13 protein-coding genes and 1 other annotated feature are annotated in these 15560 nt (G+C 61.5%); of the genes, 10 read left to right on the top strand and 3 right to left on the bottom strand.

Annotated features, from left to right (window positions below):
• Position 1: 1 nt before the first annotated feature.
• Complete coding sequence (locus G5193_RS05910) at positions 2-616, bottom strand: aminodeoxychorismate/anthranilate synthase component II (RefSeq protein WP_100646427.1); 615 nt, start codon at positions 614-616, stop codon at positions 2-4.
• Complete coding sequence (locus tag G5193_RS05905) at positions 609-2243, bottom strand: anthranilate synthase component 1 (protein ID WP_421205380.1); 1635 nt, start codon at positions 2241-2243, stop codon at positions 609-611. The genes G5193_RS05910 and G5193_RS05905 overlap by 8 nt, the downstream gene beginning before the upstream one ends.
• Positions 2244-2679: 436 nt before the next feature.
• Between G5193_RS05905 and rnm the strand changes: the two genes are divergently transcribed.
• The 6 genes from rnm to tesB all read left to right on the top strand — a co-directional run bounded on the left by rnm (position 2680) and on the right by tesB (position 7870).
• Entirely contained in the window at positions 2680-3561 is an 882-nt protein-coding gene (rnm, locus tag G5193_RS05900) for an RNase RNM (RefSeq protein WP_421205378.1), read from the top strand.
• 116 nt (positions 3562-3677) lie between these two features.
• On the top strand, positions 3678-4298 hold the full coding sequence (locus G5193_RS05895; RefSeq protein ID WP_005338129.1) for an L-threonylcarbamoyladenylate synthase: 621 nt from the start codon (positions 3678-3680) through the stop codon (positions 4296-4298).
• Positions 4291-5160, top strand: coding sequence for a segregation and condensation protein A (locus G5193_RS05890; protein ID WP_199765725.1), 870 nt, complete (start codon positions 4291-4293; stop codon positions 5158-5160). Before G5193_RS05895 ends, G5193_RS05890 begins: the two co-directional genes overlap by 8 nt.
• Positions 5144-5716, top strand: coding sequence for an SMC-Scp complex subunit ScpB (scpB, locus tag G5193_RS05885; protein ID WP_005350230.1), 573 nt, complete (start codon positions 5144-5146; stop codon positions 5714-5716). Before G5193_RS05890 ends, scpB begins: the two co-directional genes overlap by 17 nt.
• Positions 5717-5850: 134 nt before the next feature.
• Positions 5851-6774, top strand: a complete 924-nt coding sequence (gene rluB, locus G5193_RS05880) for a 23S rRNA pseudouridine(2605) synthase RluB (protein ID WP_005347347.1) — start codon at positions 5851-5853, stop codon at positions 6772-6774.
• Between the two features lie 229 nt (positions 6775-7003).
• A complete protein-coding gene (gene tesB / locus G5193_RS05875) occupies positions 7004-7870 on the top strand; it encodes an acyl-CoA thioesterase II (RefSeq protein ID WP_019445657.1) in 867 nt (288 codons plus the stop codon).
• 79 nt (positions 7871-7949) lie between these two features.
• Here tesB and aceK read toward each other — a convergent pair whose 3' ends face one another.
• Positions 7950-9677, bottom strand: a complete 1728-nt coding sequence (aceK, locus tag G5193_RS05870; protein ID WP_421205375.1) for a bifunctional isocitrate dehydrogenase kinase/phosphatase — start codon at positions 9675-9677, stop codon at positions 7950-7952.
• 195 nt (positions 9678-9872) lie between these two features.
• Here aceK and G5193_RS05865 point away from each other — a divergent pair, with 195 nt between their 5' ends.
• The 4 genes from G5193_RS05865 to thrC all read left to right on the top strand — a co-directional run bounded on the left by G5193_RS05865 (position 9873) and on the right by thrC (position 15550).
• Entirely contained in the window at positions 9873-10565 is a 693-nt protein-coding gene (locus tag G5193_RS05865; RefSeq protein ID WP_421205373.1) for a tRNA/rRNA methyltransferase, read from the top strand.
• A 72-nt stretch (positions 10566-10637) separates the two neighbouring features.
• Positions 10638-10768: a sequence feature (Thr leader region), on the top strand.
• A gap of 68 nt (positions 10769-10836) precedes the next feature.
• Entirely contained in the window at positions 10837-13296 is a 2460-nt protein-coding gene (gene thrA, locus G5193_RS05860) for a bifunctional aspartate kinase/homoserine dehydrogenase I (protein WP_421205371.1), read from the top strand.
• A gap of 2 nt (positions 13297-13298) precedes the next feature.
• Entirely contained in the window at positions 13299-14279 is a 981-nt protein-coding gene (gene thrB, locus G5193_RS05855; RefSeq protein WP_421205369.1) for a homoserine kinase, read from the top strand.
• Positions 14276-15550 (top strand): threonine synthase, encoded by a 1275-nt coding sequence (gene thrC / locus G5193_RS05850; protein WP_421205367.1) that lies wholly within the window; start codon positions 14276-14278, stop codon positions 15548-15550. Before thrB ends, thrC begins: the two co-directional genes overlap by 4 nt.
• Positions 15551-15560 lie beyond the last annotated feature (10 nt).

The following is a 15560-nucleotide window of genomic DNA, read 5'->3' as shown; positions in this document are numbered from 1 at the left end:
CTTACCGCGCGCCGCGTGTCGAAAAAATGCTTTCTGGACGAGTGATATGGGCGAGCGCCTGAGTCAGCAGACGGGCCCCTTCCGAGGTCATGATGGATTCCGGGTGGAACTGGAAACCCAGTACCCGCTCATCCTGCTGCTCGATGGCCATGGGCATCCCCTGATAGTGGGCAATCACCGTCAGCTCTTCCGGTACATAGGTGGCGACCAGCGAGTGGTAACGGGCCACCGGCAGCGGGCTCGGCAGACCGGCGAAGGCGCCGTGGCCGTTGTGCTCAATCAGCGAACGCTTGCCGTGGACGATTTCGCCCGCCGCACCGACGGTGCCGCCGTAGGCTTCGCACAGGGCCTGATGACCGAGGCAGATACCGAGGATGGGTACCTGACCACGGGCCAGCTTGATGAGGTCTATGAGACAACCCGCTTCGTGGGGGGCGCCCGGGCCCGGCGAGAGCACCAGTACGGCGTCCCCTTCACAGGCGGCGATTTCGCTCATGATGCGGCTGGCCGGCAGGCTGTTGCGGTAGATCCGCACCGGATAGCCGAGGGATCGGAACTGGTCAACGAGGTTGTAGGTAAATGAATCGAAGTTATCGAGCAGGAAGATATTAGTCATGGCTCACGTCCTTATGTTGCTCCTGCTGGGCACTCAGAGCTTGCAGGGAGGTGCCATGGCTGGCAGCGATGGCGGCCAGCACGGCGGCCGCCTTGGCGCGGGTTTCGTCCGCTTCTGCTTGCGGCTTGGAGTCATAGACCACCCCGGCACCGGCCTGCACATGGGCCACGCCATCTTTCACGAAAGCCGAGCGAATGACGATGCAGGTATCCATCTCGCCAGCGCCGTTGATGTAGCCGACGGCGCCGCCGTAGCTGCCGCGGCGCTTGCCTTCCACCATGCGAATAAGCTCGCTGGCGCGGATCTTCGGTGCGCCGGTGAGGGTGCCCATGTTCATGCAGGCCTGATAGGCGTGCAGGGCGTCAAGATCGGAGCGCAGTGTGCCGACCACCTTGGAGACCAGGTGCATCACGTGGCTGTAGCGATCCACTTTCAGCAGCTCCTTGACGTAGCGGGTGCCGGGCTCCGAGATGCGGGCTATGTCGTTGCGGCCCAGATCCACCAGCATCAGGTGCTCGGCCACCTCTTTCTCGTCCTGACGCAACTCCAGCTCGATGCGGCCGTCGAGATCCCGGTTGATGCTGCCATCCGGGTTGAAGCCACGGCGGCGGGTACCGGCGATGGGGTACATTTCCACATCGCGGCTGGCGGCGCAGAATTTCACCGCGCTCTCCGGCGAGGCGCCAAAGAGGGTGAAGCCCTCATCCTGCACGTAGAACATGTAGGGGCTGGGATTGGTCTGTTTGAGGCGGCGATAGGCGGCCAGGGGGCTCGGGCAGGGCAGGGAGAAGCAGCGGGACGGCACCACCTGAAAGATGTCGCCACGGCGGATAAAGCCCTTGAGCTTCTCTACCTCGGCGCAGAACTGCTTGTCGCTCTTGTCCACGCTCATGCCACCGGTCAGGGGCTGGGTGGTCAGCTCGGCGCAGAGGGGTTGCTGGCAAATCTGTTTGAAGTCGGTGAGCCGTTCGGTCAGGCGGGTGTATCTGTCTTCCACCTGGCTTTCGTCGCTGTCGCCGCCAAAGATGCAGGCCAGCAGTTGAGTGGTGCGTTCGATATGGTCGATGGTGATCAGGGTCTCGGCCACGTAGAAGCAGTAGTCGGGGCAGTCATTGCTCCCCTGTGGCACTTCGGGCAGATCTTCAAAAGAGGCGATGAGGTCGTAGGCGAAGCTGCCCGCCATAAAGAGCGCTTCTTTGCCGAGCTGGCAATCAAGCTCCCGCTGCAGGGTGCGCAGCACGTCCAGCACGCTGCACCCCTTGAGGCGGGAATCTTCGTCTTGCTCCCGATCGGAGGCAGGGAAGTCGAGTTGCAGCTCGCCATCGACCAGCGAGCGGGCAACCACCGCAGGCAGCCGCTCGGCCAGCAGGCTCTGCAACTGAGCGCCGTTGTCGTTCAGGCTGCGCACCCGCACGGTGCGACCACGGCACTCGATGCGCAGGCAGGCATCGACCAGCAGCAGGCTCTGTTTACCCGCCTTGGAGTCGATCTCCACCGATTCCAGCAGCAGGTTGTTGGGGCGGCCCTGACAGAGGCGGGTATAGAGCGCCAGCGGATCGGCCACATAGGGGGCGTTGAGTTTGAGGGTATCGAATTCACCCAGAGGAAGGCGATGTGTGGCTGTCATAGTGCGTTCCCTTGCGTGTGATGCGTGTTACCGATGTTCATGACGTTGAATTCCTTAGAAATTTAATTGGTCTGGGGTGGCTGGCTCAGGGGCGCCATCGCCAGGTCAGCTTGCTTGTCTGAATTCTCGGTTTCATCACAGGTCCATTTGCCGGATAATAAAAAAGCCCGCTGGGGTCAGCGGGCTTTTTCTTTGGGTTCTTAATTTGCTGTCAGATTACAGGTACAGCAACGACCACACGCCCGCATGTCAGGGAGTGTGCCACCACCAGATGGTCAGGATGGAAGTCGTTTGCATGATAAAGTCCTGTAAAAAGATGTTTGCAATGAAGTGCCTACAGAAGACGATAAAGCCGCGGCCAAGTCAAGTCGCTTTTTAGCCTTCTTTCACCGATTTGCCATGAATGGTGACCTGACCACGAGAGCGGAATAACCTGATGAGATTCGATCTTCACTGCCATACCACTGCCTCCGACGGGGTGCTGAGCCCCGCCGAACTGGTGCGTCGCGCTGCCGAAAAACAGGTCGAGGTGTTAGCAGTTACTGACCACGATACCCTCGCTGGGCTTGATGAGGTGCGCCGCACCATCGAAGCCGAGCAACTGCCGCTGCGATTGGTGAGCGGGGTCGAGATCTCCACCGGCTGGGAGCATCACGAAATTCATATCGTGGCGCTGGGGGTGGATGAAAACAATCCGCAGCTGACCGACTTTCTGGCCGGTCAGTTGGCCCGCCGTGAGGCGCGCGCGCTGGAAATCGGGCGTCGTCTGGAGAAGTGCCTCATCCCCGGCACCTATGAAGAGGCCAAGGCGCTCGCCGGTGATGCTGCCGTGACCCGCGCCCACTTTGCCAGGGTGCTGGTGGCGTGTGGGGTGGCCGACAACATGCAGAAGGTATTCAAAAAGTACCTGAGCCGTGGCAATAAAGGGTATGCCCCGGCCGAGTGGCCCGAGATGAGCGAAGCCATCGCTGCCATTCACGCCGCTGGCGGGCTGGCGGTGCTGGCCCACCCCAGCCGTTACGATCTCACCGCCAAGTGGATCAAGCGGCTGCTGGTGGCCTTCAAGGCGGCCGGTGGCGATGCCATGGAGGTCTCATTGCCCCAGCAGAGTCCGCAGGAGCGGGCCAATCTGGGCCAGTGGGCCAAGGATCACGACCTCTATATCTCGGTGGGATCGGATTTTCACTTCCCCTCCAACTGGACCGAGTTGGGCCGCCACCTCTGGCTGCCCAAAGAGGGGATGCCCATCTGGTTGGCCTATCCAAATCACTTTGGGCTCACCACCGAGCAACAAGCCGAGCTGCTGGCAAGCCGGTAACGGCGTCAGCGAAGCGGCCACAAACAGGTTCAAACAGGTTAAGGTAGTGTCATGGGTCTTTGACCCGTGACCATACGAGCGGGCAGGTATTGCTGCCCCCATTGCGAGAACAAGCTATGAGTCAGCATTTTTACGTACATCCGGAAAACCCCCAGGCCCGTCTGATCGGTCAGGCGGTACAGATCATCCAGAACGGCGGTGTGATCGTCTATCCGACCGACTCCGGTTATGCGCTGGGTTGCCAGATGGGTGACAAGGGCGCGCTGGAGCGCATCTGCCGCATCCGTCGTCTCGACGCTAACCACGACTTCACTCTGGTGTGTCGCGATCTCTCCGAGATCTCCACCTACGCCAAGGTCGACAACAGCGCGTTTCGCCTGATCAAGAACAACACCCCGGGCGCCTACACCTTCATCTTCAAGGCGACCAAAGAGGTGCCGCGCCGCCTGATGAACGAGAAGAAGAAGAGCATTGGCATCCGGGTGCCGGACAACAAGATTGCTCAGGCGCTCTTGGAAGCACTCGGCGAGCCGCTGCTCTCCACCACATTGATCCTGCCGGACTCCGAGATGGCCGAGTTCGACCCGGAAGAGATCTTCGACAAGCTGGGCAAGCAGATCGATCTGGTGGTCAACGGCGGCTATCTGGGTGAGCAGCCCACCACTGTGGTCGATTTCTCTGACGACGAGCCGGTATTGCGTCGTCGCGGCGCCGGAGACCCGACTCCGTTTGAGTGATGTCGCTGAACCGGTGACAGTCCCTTCCGCCGAGATGGGGACTGGCGCCGCGCTACCCATCGCGAAAGTCCTGGGGCAGCCCTATCACGAGCTGCCTCAGGACCTGTTCATCCCGCCCGATGCGCTGGAGGTGTTCCTCGATACCTTCGAGGGGCCGCTCGATCTGCTGCTCTACCTTATCCGGCGCCAGCAGCTCGATATTCTCAACCTGCCGATCCTGCAGATCACCGCCCAGTACATGGAGTACGTGGAGCTGATGCAGGGGCTCAACCTTGAGCTGGCGGCTGAATATCTGCTGATGGCGGCCTGGCTGGCGGAGATCAAATCCCGCCTGCTGCTGCCCAAGGCGCCGGAGCTGGAGGATGAAGAGGAGGGAGAAGACCCGCGGGTGACGCTTATTCGCCGCCTGCAGGAGTACGAGCGCTACAAGGTAGGGGCGGAGAGGGTCAATGAGCTGCCACGGGTGGAGCGGGAGATTTATATCGCCGCTGCCTTGCCCCCCGATTTTGGCGCCCTCAAGCCACTGGCGCCCGATGTTTCGCTGGTTGAGCTCGCCCTTTACATGCAAAGTGTGGTAAAACGCGCGACTCATTTCGAACATCACCAGATCCGCCGCGAACAGATCCCGACCCGGGTGCGCATGGCGGAGATCCTTGCCATGCTCACCCTGGGGCAGACCCTGCGGCTTGAGCAGGTGCTGCGTGCCGAAGAGGGGCGCATGGGTGTACTGGTGACGTTTCTGGCCCTGCTGGAGCTGTGCAAGGAGCAACTGATCTGGATCCTGCAGGCAGAACCACTCGGTCCTATCCATTTTGCATTGGCCGAGCAGAGCGAGGAGGGCAACCGTGGCGCTGCCCACTGAACGACTCAAGACCTTGATCGAAGCGGCGCTGTTCGTGGCCGGTCGTCCGCTCAATGTCAGCGAGCTGAAAAGCAGCGTGCTGGCCGATTATCCGGTGACCAGTCGCTATGTTCAGCTGCTGTTGGCCGAGATCAGGCAAGATTACAGCTCGCGGGGCGTCGAGCTCAAAGAGGTCGCCTCCGGGTGGCGCTTTCAGGCGCGTCAGGAGTATGCCGAGGAGCTCTCGCGGCTCTGGAGCGAGCGGGCTCCGCGTTATTCCCGCGCCGTGATGGAGACGCTGACCCTGATCGCCTATCGCCAACCCATCACCCGGGCCGAGATAGAAGCGATCCGCGGGGTGGCGGTGTCGAGCCAGATAGTGAATACCCTGAAAGAGCGTGGCTGGGTGCGCAGCATCGGCCACAAAGAGGTGGCCGGTCGCCCCGAGTTGCTCGCCACTACCAGAGAGTTTCTGGATTACTTTAATCTGCAGAGTCTGGAGCAGCTCCCCGAGCTGGATCCGGAGCTGCAACCCCTGTTGCCCTCTGCGGTGGACGGGGAGAGCGATGCCCGGTGAATGGCGCCCAAGCGTGCCGATGTCACCGAGATATACATTTTTCAACTGTGGCGAGTGCTCTAACCGGCGTTTGTTACAGTTAACCCCGTTGCCCCTATTACCTGTGGGCAGCGATCAACAATCAGGTAACCCCGATGAGTGAAAAACTGCAAAAAGTGTTGGCCCGCGCGGGTCACGGCTCCCGTCGTGAGATGGAGGCCCTGATCACCGCAGGTCGGGTCAGTGTGGATGGCAAGGTCGCCACACTGGGGGATCGCGTCGAAGTGAACGCCGTGATCCGGGTGGATGGTCACCAGGTCAAGACCCGTGCCGCAGAGGAAGTGATCTGCCGCGTACTGGCTTACCACAAGCCGGAAGGGGAGATGTGTACCCGTCACGATCCGGAAGGTCGTCCCACCGTGTTTGATCGTCTGCCCAAGATGGAAGGTGCCCGCTGGATTGCGGTCGGCCGCCTCGACGTCAACACCTCCGGTCTGTTGCTGTTCACTACCGATGGTGAGCTGGCCAACCGCCTGATGCACCCGAGCCACGAAGTGGAGCGGGAATACGCGGTACGTGTCTTTGGCGAAATCACCGAAGCCATGCTGCAGCGTCTGCGCAAGGGCGTGCAGCTGGAAGATGGCACCGCCAAGTTCAACAAGATCAAACCGGCTGGCGGTGAAGGTCTGAACCAGTGGTTCAACGTCACCCTGACCGAAGGTCGCAACCGTGAAGTGCGCCGCCTGTGGGAATCCCAGGAAGTGCAGGTGAGCCGCCTGATGCGTATCCGCTACGGTGACGTCAAGCTGGACCGCGGCATCCCGCGCGGCGGCTGGCAAGAGCTGAAACTGCCGGAAGTGAACTACCTGCGCGGTCTGGTCAACCTGCCGCCGGAGACCGAATCCAAGGTCGATCTGCAGCAAGATGGCAAAACCAGCCGTCACAAGCAGGCCGCCCAGATCCGTCGCGCCGTGCAGCGTCACAAAGAGATGCAGGGCAAAGAGCCGCGCGCTCGCGCCACCACCGCCCGTCGCAAGCCGCAAGCCTCTACCCGCAACTCCGGCACCGGCAGCAAGTAAGCCGATAGCCTGTTGCGTACTGAACGCTGTTCAAGTGCTCAGTCGGCCAAGCAAAGGCCCGCACCAGATGGTGCGGGCCTTTTTGTATCAACCCCCCTGGCTGGTAAAAGGGGGGTTGGTGAGAAATTGAGGGGAATTTCTGTCGTCTGTTTGCCCGCAGACTCGCCGCTGCGGTTGCTCTGCTCCGGTGAGCTTGTTAGCCTGTGCGGCTCTGATAGAGGAGTGAACAATGAGCAAGGTACTTGATGAGCTGCTGGCGTTGTTGGCGCTGGAAAAAATCGAGGAGGGCCTGTTTCGGGGCCAGAGCCAGGATCTCGGTCTGCGGGCCGTGTTTGGCGGACAGGTAATGGGGCAGGCCTTGTCAGCCGCCAAGCAGACGGTCGAGACCGGCCGTCAGGTTCACAGTTTTCACTCCTACTTCCTGCGTCCGGGGGATGTGACCCGTCCCATCGTCTATGACGTGGAGAATATCCGTGACGGCCAGACCGTCTCCACCCGCCGGGTCAAGGCGATTCAGGGCGGCAAGCCCATCTTCTATCTCAACGCCTCGTTTCAGGTGCCGGCCGACGGTTTCGAGCATCAGGCGCAGATGCCCACCGGCATCACCCCGCCGGAGGAGCTCAAGAGCGAGCTGGAGCTGGTGCGCCCCTACGAGAACCTGATCCCGGCCTCCCTGCGCGACAAGATCCTCTGCGAGCAGCCCATCGAGATGCGCCCGGTGACGCTGGTCGACCCTATTCGGCCGACGGTGCAGGATCCGGTGCGTCACGTCTGGTTCAAGGCCAACGGCCAGATGCCGGACGATCTGCGGGTGCACAAATACCTGCTGGCCTACGCCTCCGACTTCAACTTCCTGCTCACCTCGCTGCAGCCCCACGGGGTGTCCTACTGGGAGCCGGATATGCAGGTGGCCACCATCGATCACTCCATGTGGTTCCACCGGGATTTCCGCTTCGACGACTGGCTGCTCTACGTGGTAGACAGCCCGAGCGCCAGCAGCGGTCGCGGTCTGGTGCGCGGCCAGTTCTTTACCCGTGATGGCATGCTGGTGGCGAGCACCATGCAGGAGGGGGTGATCCGCCGTCGCGGCAGTTAAGGCCTCAACGCGGATAGCAAAACGGGGTGGCTTTGGCCACCCCGTTTTCGTTGCTGCGATGTGCGCGGACTCTGCGGGATCAGCCGCCGCGCTGGTACTTGAAGCGCTTCTTGCGCCGGTAGGGATAGACATCCTCGAACACCCCCACCTTGATGTTGCTCTGCAGCATCTTCCAGTAGTTGGCGTCGAACATCTCCTTGTGCAACTGCAACATGATCTCGCGCACCTGTGGCTTTTGCAGCAGGAAGGTGGCGAACTCCTCGGGGAAGATGTCGTTGGGGGCCACCGAGTACCAGGGCTCGGCGCTCCACTCATCCTCGGGGTAGCGAGGCGGCGGGATCTGGCGGAAGTTGCACTCCGTCATGTAGCAGATCTCGTCGTAGTCGTAGAAGACCACCCGGCCGTGGCGGGTGACGCCGAAGTTCTTGAACAGCATGTCCCCCGGGAAGATGTTGGCCGCCGCCAGCTGCTTGATGGCGTTGCCGTACTCCTCCAGCGCGAGCCGGGTCTGCTGCTCGTCCGCCTTGTCCAGATAGAGGTTGAGGGGGATCATCTTGCGCTCGGTGTAGAGGTGCTTGATCACCAGCTTGTCGTCGCTGATGGTGAGCGCCGACGGTGCCACCGTCTTGAGCTCGGCAAGCAGCTCGGGCGAGATGCGATCGAGGGGAAACTCGAAGTTGGTGAACTCCTGGGTATCGGCCATGCGGCCAACCCGGTCGTGCTGTTTAACCAGCCGGTATTTTGCCTTTACCTGCTCGTGGCTCACCTCCTTGGGCGGGGTGAACTCGTCTTTTATCACCTTGAACACCACATCGTAGGAGGGGAGGGTGAACACGCTCATCACCATCCCCTTGATGCCGGGGGCGATGATGAACTGATCCCGACTCTGGGCCAGATGGTGGCGGTAGTGGCGATAGAGCTCGGTCTTGCCATGCTTCTGGCAGCCGATGGCGTTGTAGATCTCGTAATCGGGCTTGTGGGGCATGATTTGGCGCAGAAAGGCGACAAACAGCGCCGGTTCGCGGGCATAGACCATAAAGTAGGCGCGGGCGAAGCCAAAGACGATGGAGGCGAGATCCGGCTCGAAAATCACCGTGTCCACATAGATGCTGTGGCCGGTGCTGAGCAGGGGCAGGATAAAGGGGAAGACCTGATCCCGGGCCCGGATCAGCCCCACCAGATAGGCCCCCTTGTTGCGGTAGAACACCTCTTTCAAGAGTTCGATGGCAAAGGGCTCGTCATGGAGGATTTGCGGGCCGTTCTCCGCAAGATGGCGGTGGATGTCGACAATATCCCGCTGCTTGTCCTCGTAGGGGAGGGTGAAGCTGTAATCCCCGAGCAGCTGGCTCAGGGTCTGCGGCAGGTGGGCGAGATCGGTGCGGTAGATGCGCAGCAATGCGCTCAGATCGGGCTTGTCACCGCGGCTGACGAAGGGGTGGATGTAGAGGTTTTCGTCGCGGATGTTGCGATGACGAAAGATGCGGCGGTAGACGGAGTTGAAGAAGGATTCCGCCACCTCGAAGTTCTCGCACTTGGGCAGCAGGTCGCTGAAGGCCCCCTTGACCCGCTTGAGCAGCTCCTGGGTGGCGTGGTGTTCTCCCATCATCTGGCGAATGGAGCCGGCCGTCGCCCCCACGTGGTGATCATAGAGGCGGATGCGCTCGCGCCCCGCCAGCTGCACCCCCAGCCAGTCGCTGTTTTCAAAACGGCTCTTGCTGCCCTGGGTTATCTCGAGAAACCGGCTGTAAAACGACTCGAAGCGTTGCAGAATCGTCTCGGCGACGGCCTGTTCCAATGGCTGCTGCATCTCTCTCTTCCTTGTGATCTGTCGGGCCGATGGCGCCTGGGATTGGCTGCAATTTGTCCACATTCCAGGCCACTATGGCAACATTCAAACGTCTGTTCAAGTGGCAATTTTCGAGTGAAAACGGTAGATTGCGCCCCTGTTTTGCCGACGTTCCGCTGTGGTTTGCACGTTCGGCCCTGCCCAGGAGAAGACCCAATGAAACTCTATTTTGTGCTGGTGGCCCCCGCCCGCCCTGCCAACGTGGGCGCTGCCGCCCGCGCCATGAAAACCATGGGCTTTGATGCCATGCGACTGGTGGCAAGCCGGGTGCACGAAGAGGAGGAGGCGAGCTGGGTGGCCCACGGTGCGCAGGAGATCCTGACCCAGGCCGAAGCGTTCGACACCCTGCCCGAGGCGCTGGCGGACATGGATCTGGTGATCGCCACCACCGCCCGTGAACGCGGTCGCTACCACCACTACCTCACGCCGGGGGAGATCCGCGAGCAGATCCGCAGCAAGCCTTCCCTCAACAAGGTGGCCATCGTCTTTGGCTGCGAGGAGTCGGGGCTTTCCAACGAGCAGCTGGCCCAGGTCGATCTCATCAGTTACCTGCCGCTCAAGGTGAGCTATCCGTCCCTGAACCTGGGCCAGGCGATCATGCTGTACGCCTACGAGCTGAGCCAGTTGCTCGATGAGCCCGAGGTGCTAGCAGAAAATATTGATAACGCCGGACAGGTTCGGGTGCTGAAAAGCAAAACAGCAGAAATTCTTGGTGATCTCGGTGTTTCGCAGGATGAAAAACTGCATCAATGGGTGATGGACCGAGTGCCCATGCTGCCGCAGCGGGATTTGAACATGCTCCATCTGCTCTGCAAAGACCTTGCCCGCAAACTTGGCAAAGAGGTTTAGGTTGACAGCCCTGCGCCCGGCGCGGTATTGCTAAAAGCCAGCTTCGTTCAAGAGTGTTCGTCATGCAGTTATTCACCAGCGTCATCACCACCACCATTATTACCGGTACCACCACAGGTGGCACTGGGGCCGGTTGATGCGCTGACGAACAAGCACAGAAATCAGAAAAAGGCCCGTACCCACCCAGTACGGGCCTTTTTTGTTGGGTTGTTTTCAGACAGTTTTCAGACCGATTAGCGGATCAATTTGCAGGGAATACAGGGAGATAGCGATGAGAGTGTTGAAGTTTGGCGGGTCGTCACTGGCCGATGCAGAGCGTTTTTTACGGGTCGCCGATATCGCGGTGAATACCCACGGCCAATCCCAGGTTGCCCTGGTGCTGTCGGCACCGGCCAAGGTGACCAACCACCTGGTGGCGCTGGTGGAGCAGACCAGCCGCGGCATGGATGCCAGCAGCACCTTGTTTGAGATCAACGGCATCTTCTCCCGCCTGCTGGCCGGCTTGAAGGAAGCTTACCCGGCGCTGGATGACAAGGCGCTGCAGGCCCGTCTCACCAGCGAACTGGATCAGGTGGAGCGGCTGATGCAGGGCATCCGCCTGCTGGGGCTCTGCCCGGACAACGTGCAGGCCCGCATCCTGAGCCGGGGTGAGAACCTCTCCATCGCCTTCATGCACGAGCTGCTGCGGGTGCGCGGCCTCGAGCTGGATATCATAGTGCCGGAGCAGCTGCTGGTGACCGACGGCGGCTACCTTGAAGCTCACGTCGACATCGAAGCCTCCCGCCTGCGCTTCGCCGCCAAGGGGCTGCGTAGCGACTGCCTTTACCTGATGCCGGGCTTTACCGGTGGCAGCGACAAGGGGGAGACCGTGCTGCTCGGTCGTAACGGGTCGGATTACAGCGCCGCCGTCTTGGCCGCCTGTGTCGATGCCGAGTGCTGCGAGATCTGGACCGATGTCGAGGGCTGCTACAACTGTGACCCGCGCCTGGTGCCGGACGCCTATCTGCTGAAAACCCTCTCCTACAAGGAGGCGATGGAGCTCTCCTACTTCGGTGCCAAGGTACTGCACCCGAAAACCATCGCACCGGTAGCCCAGTTCCACATTCCCTGCCTCATCAAGAACAGCTTCAACCCGCAGGGGCCGGGCACTCTGATTGGCGTCGAGCAGGGGGATGACGATCTCAAGGTGAAGGCCATCTCGGATCTCTCCGGCATGTGCATGTTCAACGTCTCCGGCCCCGGCATGAAGGGCATGGTCGGTATGGCTGGCCGCATCTTCTCCGCCGTCTCCCGCGCCGGGGTCAGCATCGTCCTCATCACCCAGTCATCTTCCGAGTACAGCGTCAGCTTCTGTATCCACAGCTATGACTGCGACAAGACCCGCAAGGTGCTGGAGCGCGAGTTCGAGCTCGAATTCAAGAACCAGCTGCTGGACCCGCTGGAGATCATGCAGGATCTGGCGATCATCTCCCTCATCGGTGACGGCATGCGCACCAGCAAGGGGATGGCGGCCCGCTTCTTCACCTCGCTGGCGCAAGCCTCCATCAACATCGTCGCCATCGCCCAGGGCTCGAGCGAGCGCTCCATCTCTGCGGTGGTGCGGGATCGCAAGGTGGCCGAAGCCATCAAGGCCTGCCACCAGAACTTCTTCGGCAGCCAGCAGTTCATCGACTTGTTCGTGGTCGGCGTCGGCGGTGTCGGCGCGGCCCTGGTGGACCAGATTGCCCGCCAGCAGCCGGTATTGGCCGAGCAGGGCACTGGCCTGCGGGTAGTGGGCATCGCCAACAGCCGCCAGATGGCGGTCAACAAGGATGGGCTGAACCTCGCCAACTGGCGTGAACAGCTGGTGGAAGCCCGTGACAGCTTCAGCCTGGAGGCAGTGAAGAAGCTGGTGGAAGAGAGTCATCTCATCAACCCGGTGATCGTCGATTGCACCTCCAGCGAGGCCATCGCCGTCCAGTACGCCGATTTCCTCGCCGCCGGTTTCCACGTGGTTACCCCGAACAAGAAGGCCAACACTGGCTCGCTCGATTACTACAAGGCGCTGCGCCGCACCGCCCGCCAGACCCGTCGCAAATTCCTGTACGAGACCAACGTGGGCGCCGGCCTGCCGGTCATCGAGAACCTGCAGAACCTGATCAAGGCCGGCGACAAGCTGCGTGCCTTCGACGGCGTGCTGTCCGGTTCGCTCTCCTTTATCTTCGGCAAGCTGGACGAGGGGATGGCCTTCTCCGACGCCACCAAGATTGCCCGTGGCAACGGCTTTACCGAGCCGGATCCGCGCGACGACCTCAACGGCATGGACGTAGCGCGCAAGCTGCTGATCCTGGCTCGCGAGGCCGGCATGGCGCTGGAGCTCTCCGATGTCGAGGTTGAGCAGGCCCTGCCGCCGGGCTTTGATGTGAGCGGCGACGTGGAAGCCTTTATGGCCCGCCTGCCGGAGGCTGACGGCTGGTTCCGCGACCAGTTTGCGGCCGCGCAAGCTCAGGGCAAGGTGCTGCGCTACGTGGGCTCCATCGAGGGTGGCAAGTGCAAGGTCGCCATCAAGGCGGTCGGCGCCGACGAGCCGCTGTTCAAGGTCAAAGACGGGGAGAATGCGCTCGCCTTCTTCTCCACCTACTACCAGCCGATCCCGCTGGTGCTGCGCGGCTATGGCGCCGGTACCGAAGTGACCGCCGCGGGCGTCTTTGCCGACGTGCTGCGCACCCAGAACTGGAAGCAGGAGTTGTAAGCATGAGTTCAGACATGTACCAGAGCAGCAGCGTGGTGGCCTATGCCCCCGCCTCCAGCGCCAACCTGAGCGTGGGATTCGATGTACTGGGGGCGGCGCTCGCCCCCGTGGATGGCTCTCTGCTCGGGGATCGCGTCCAGGTCAAGGCAGCCGATGTACCGTTTGCCCTCTCCTCCGTGGGCCGCTACGCCCACAAGTTGCCGGCTGACCCGAAAAAGAACATCCTGTTCGACTGCTGGGTCGCCTATGGCGAGGCGCTGGAGAAGCGGGGCCTTAAACTCAAGCCGCTCGAAATGGTGTTGGAGAAGAACCTGCCGGTGGGCTCGGGTCTGGGGTCCAGCGCCTGTAGCGTGGTGGCGGCCCTTGAAGGGCTCAACGCCTTTCACGGCGCGCCGCTTGATGAGCACGACATGCTGCTGCTGATGGGGGAGATGGAAGGAAAGATCTCCGGCTCCGTTCATTACGACAACGTCGCCCCCTGTTATCTCGGCGGCATGCAGCTGGTGCTGGAAGAGCATGGCGTTATCAGTCAGGGTATTCCGGTGTTCGATCAGTGGTACTGGGTGGTCTGCTACCCGGGCACTGTGGTCTCGACCGCCGCCGCCCGCGCCATTCTGCCGGCCCAATATCGCCGTCAGGATTGCCTGACCTATGGCCGCCGCCTGGCTGCCTTTGTCCACGCCAGCTACACCGGGCAGGAGCCGCTGGCGGCGAGCGTATTGAAAGACGTGATTGCCGAGCCCTACCGCGCGGCGCTGATCGAAGGCTTTGCCGAGGTGCGGGCGCAGGCGGCCCAGAACGGGGCGCTCGCCACCGGCATCTCCGGCTCCGGCCCCACCGTATTTGTGGTGATGAAGGAGCTGGCGCAGGCCGAGCGAATGAAGGATTGGATGGAAGCACATTTCGTGCAGAACGAAGATGGATTTGCCCGGGTCTGCAAACTGGACATGGCCGGGGCACGGGTAACAGGAAGCGAGCTATGAATCTCTACAACATCAAGGACAACAGCGAACAGGTGAGCTTCGCGCAGGCGGTGCGTCAGGGCTTGGGTCGCGAACAGGGGCTCTTCTTCCCCGAACAACTCGAACCGCTCGCCGATGTGGATGCCCTGCTCGATCTGCCGCTGGCCGAACGCTCTGCCCGCATCCTGAGCCACCTGCTGGGGGACGAAGTGCCTGCCGCCAAGGTGAGCGAGCTTGTCAACGCCGCCTTCACCTTCCCGGCGCCGCTGGTGAAACTCAAAGATGGCACCTATGCCCTTGAGCTGTTCCACGGCCCGACCCTGGCGTTCAAGGATTTCGGCGGCCGCTTTATGGCCCAGTGTCTCGCGGCGTTTCGCACCAACGACAAAATTACTATCCTCACCGCCACCTCCGGCGACACCGGCGCCGCTGTGGCCCACGCCTTCTACGGGCTGGAGGGGATCGAGGTGGTGATCCTCTATCCCAAGGGCAAGATCAGCCCGCTGCAGGAGAAGCTCTTCTGCACCCTCGGCGGCAATATCCGCACCATCGCCATCGACGGCGACTTCGATGCCTGTCAGGCGCTGGTAAAACAGGCCTTTGACGACGAAGCGCTGAAAAAGGCCATTGGCCTCAACTCCGCCAACTCCATCAATATCAGCCGTCTGCTGGCGCAGGTTTGCTACTACTTCGAAGCGGTAGCCCAGCTGCCCAAAGCTGACCGCGCCAAGGCGGTCATCAGCGTGCCGTCCGGCAACTTTGGCAACCTCACTGCAGGCCTTATCGCCAAGGCACTGGGGCTGCCGGTGAAGCGCTTTATCGCCGCCACCAACGCCAACGATACCGTGCCGCGTTACCTCAAAACCGGTCAGTGGGAGCCGCACCAGACAGTGGCCACCCTGTCGAACGCCATGGATGTGAGCCGCCCCAACAACTGGCCGCGGGTAGAAGAGCTCTGCCGTCGCAAGGGCTGGGCGCTGGAGACCCTGGGTTCTGGCATGCGTGACGATGCCCAGACCCGCGCTGCCCTGAAACGGCTGCACCAGCTGGATTATCTGTGCGAACCCCACGGCGCGATTGCCTGGGATCTGCTGGGGGAACAGCTGGCTGGGGATGAAGTGGGGGTGTTCCTGTGCACCGCCCATCCCGCCAAGTTCAAGGAGTCGGTGGACGAGATCCTCAATCTCGATGTACCGCTACCCGGCCCGCTCGCCAAACACGCCGAGCTGCCGCTGCTCTCCGTTAATTTGCCAGCGGAGTTTGCCCCCCTGCGAGCTTTTTTGCTGGGCTAATGGGTTGAAC

This window comes from Aeromonas sp. 601027 (assembly GCF_049174455.1).
In the GTDB taxonomy this organism is placed as follows: Bacteria; Pseudomonadota; Gammaproteobacteria; order Enterobacterales; family Aeromonadaceae; genus Aeromonas; species Aeromonas veronii_A.
This window is presented reverse-complemented; position numbering and strand designations above follow the sequence as displayed.

Coding starts and splice junctions, on each gene's coding strand:
- G5193_RS05910 (WP_100646427.1), bottom strand. CDS start 616: ATGACTAATATCTTCCTGCTCGATAACTTCGATTCATTTACCTACAAC.
- G5193_RS05905 (WP_421205380.1), bottom strand. CDS start 2,243: ATGACAGCCACACATCGCCTTCCTCTGGGTGAATTCGATACCCTCAAA.
- rnm (WP_421205378.1), top strand. CDS start 2,680: ATGAGATTCGATCTTCACTGCCATACCACTGCCTCCGACGGGGTGCTG.
- G5193_RS05895 (WP_005338129.1), top strand. CDS start 3,678: ATGAGTCAGCATTTTTACGTACATCCGGAAAACCCCCAGGCCCGTCTG.
- rluB (WP_005347347.1), top strand. CDS start 5,851: ATGAGTGAAAAACTGCAAAAAGTGTTGGCCCGCGCGGGTCACGGCTCC.
- tesB (WP_019445657.1), top strand. CDS start 7,004: ATGAGCAAGGTACTTGATGAGCTGCTGGCGTTGTTGGCGCTGGAAAAA.
- aceK (WP_421205375.1), bottom strand. CDS start 9,677: ATGCAGCAGCCATTGGAACAGGCCGTCGCCGAGACGATTCTGCAACGC.
- G5193_RS05865 (WP_421205373.1), top strand. CDS start 9,873: ATGAAACTCTATTTTGTGCTGGTGGCCCCCGCCCGCCCTGCCAACGTG.
- thrA (WP_421205371.1), top strand. CDS start 10,837: ATGAGAGTGTTGAAGTTTGGCGGGTCGTCACTGGCCGATGCAGAGCGT.
- thrB (WP_421205369.1), top strand. CDS start 13,299: ATGAGTTCAGACATGTACCAGAGCAGCAGCGTGGTGGCCTATGCCCCC.
- thrC (WP_421205367.1), top strand. CDS start 14,276: ATGAATCTCTACAACATCAAGGACAACAGCGAACAGGTGAGCTTCGCG.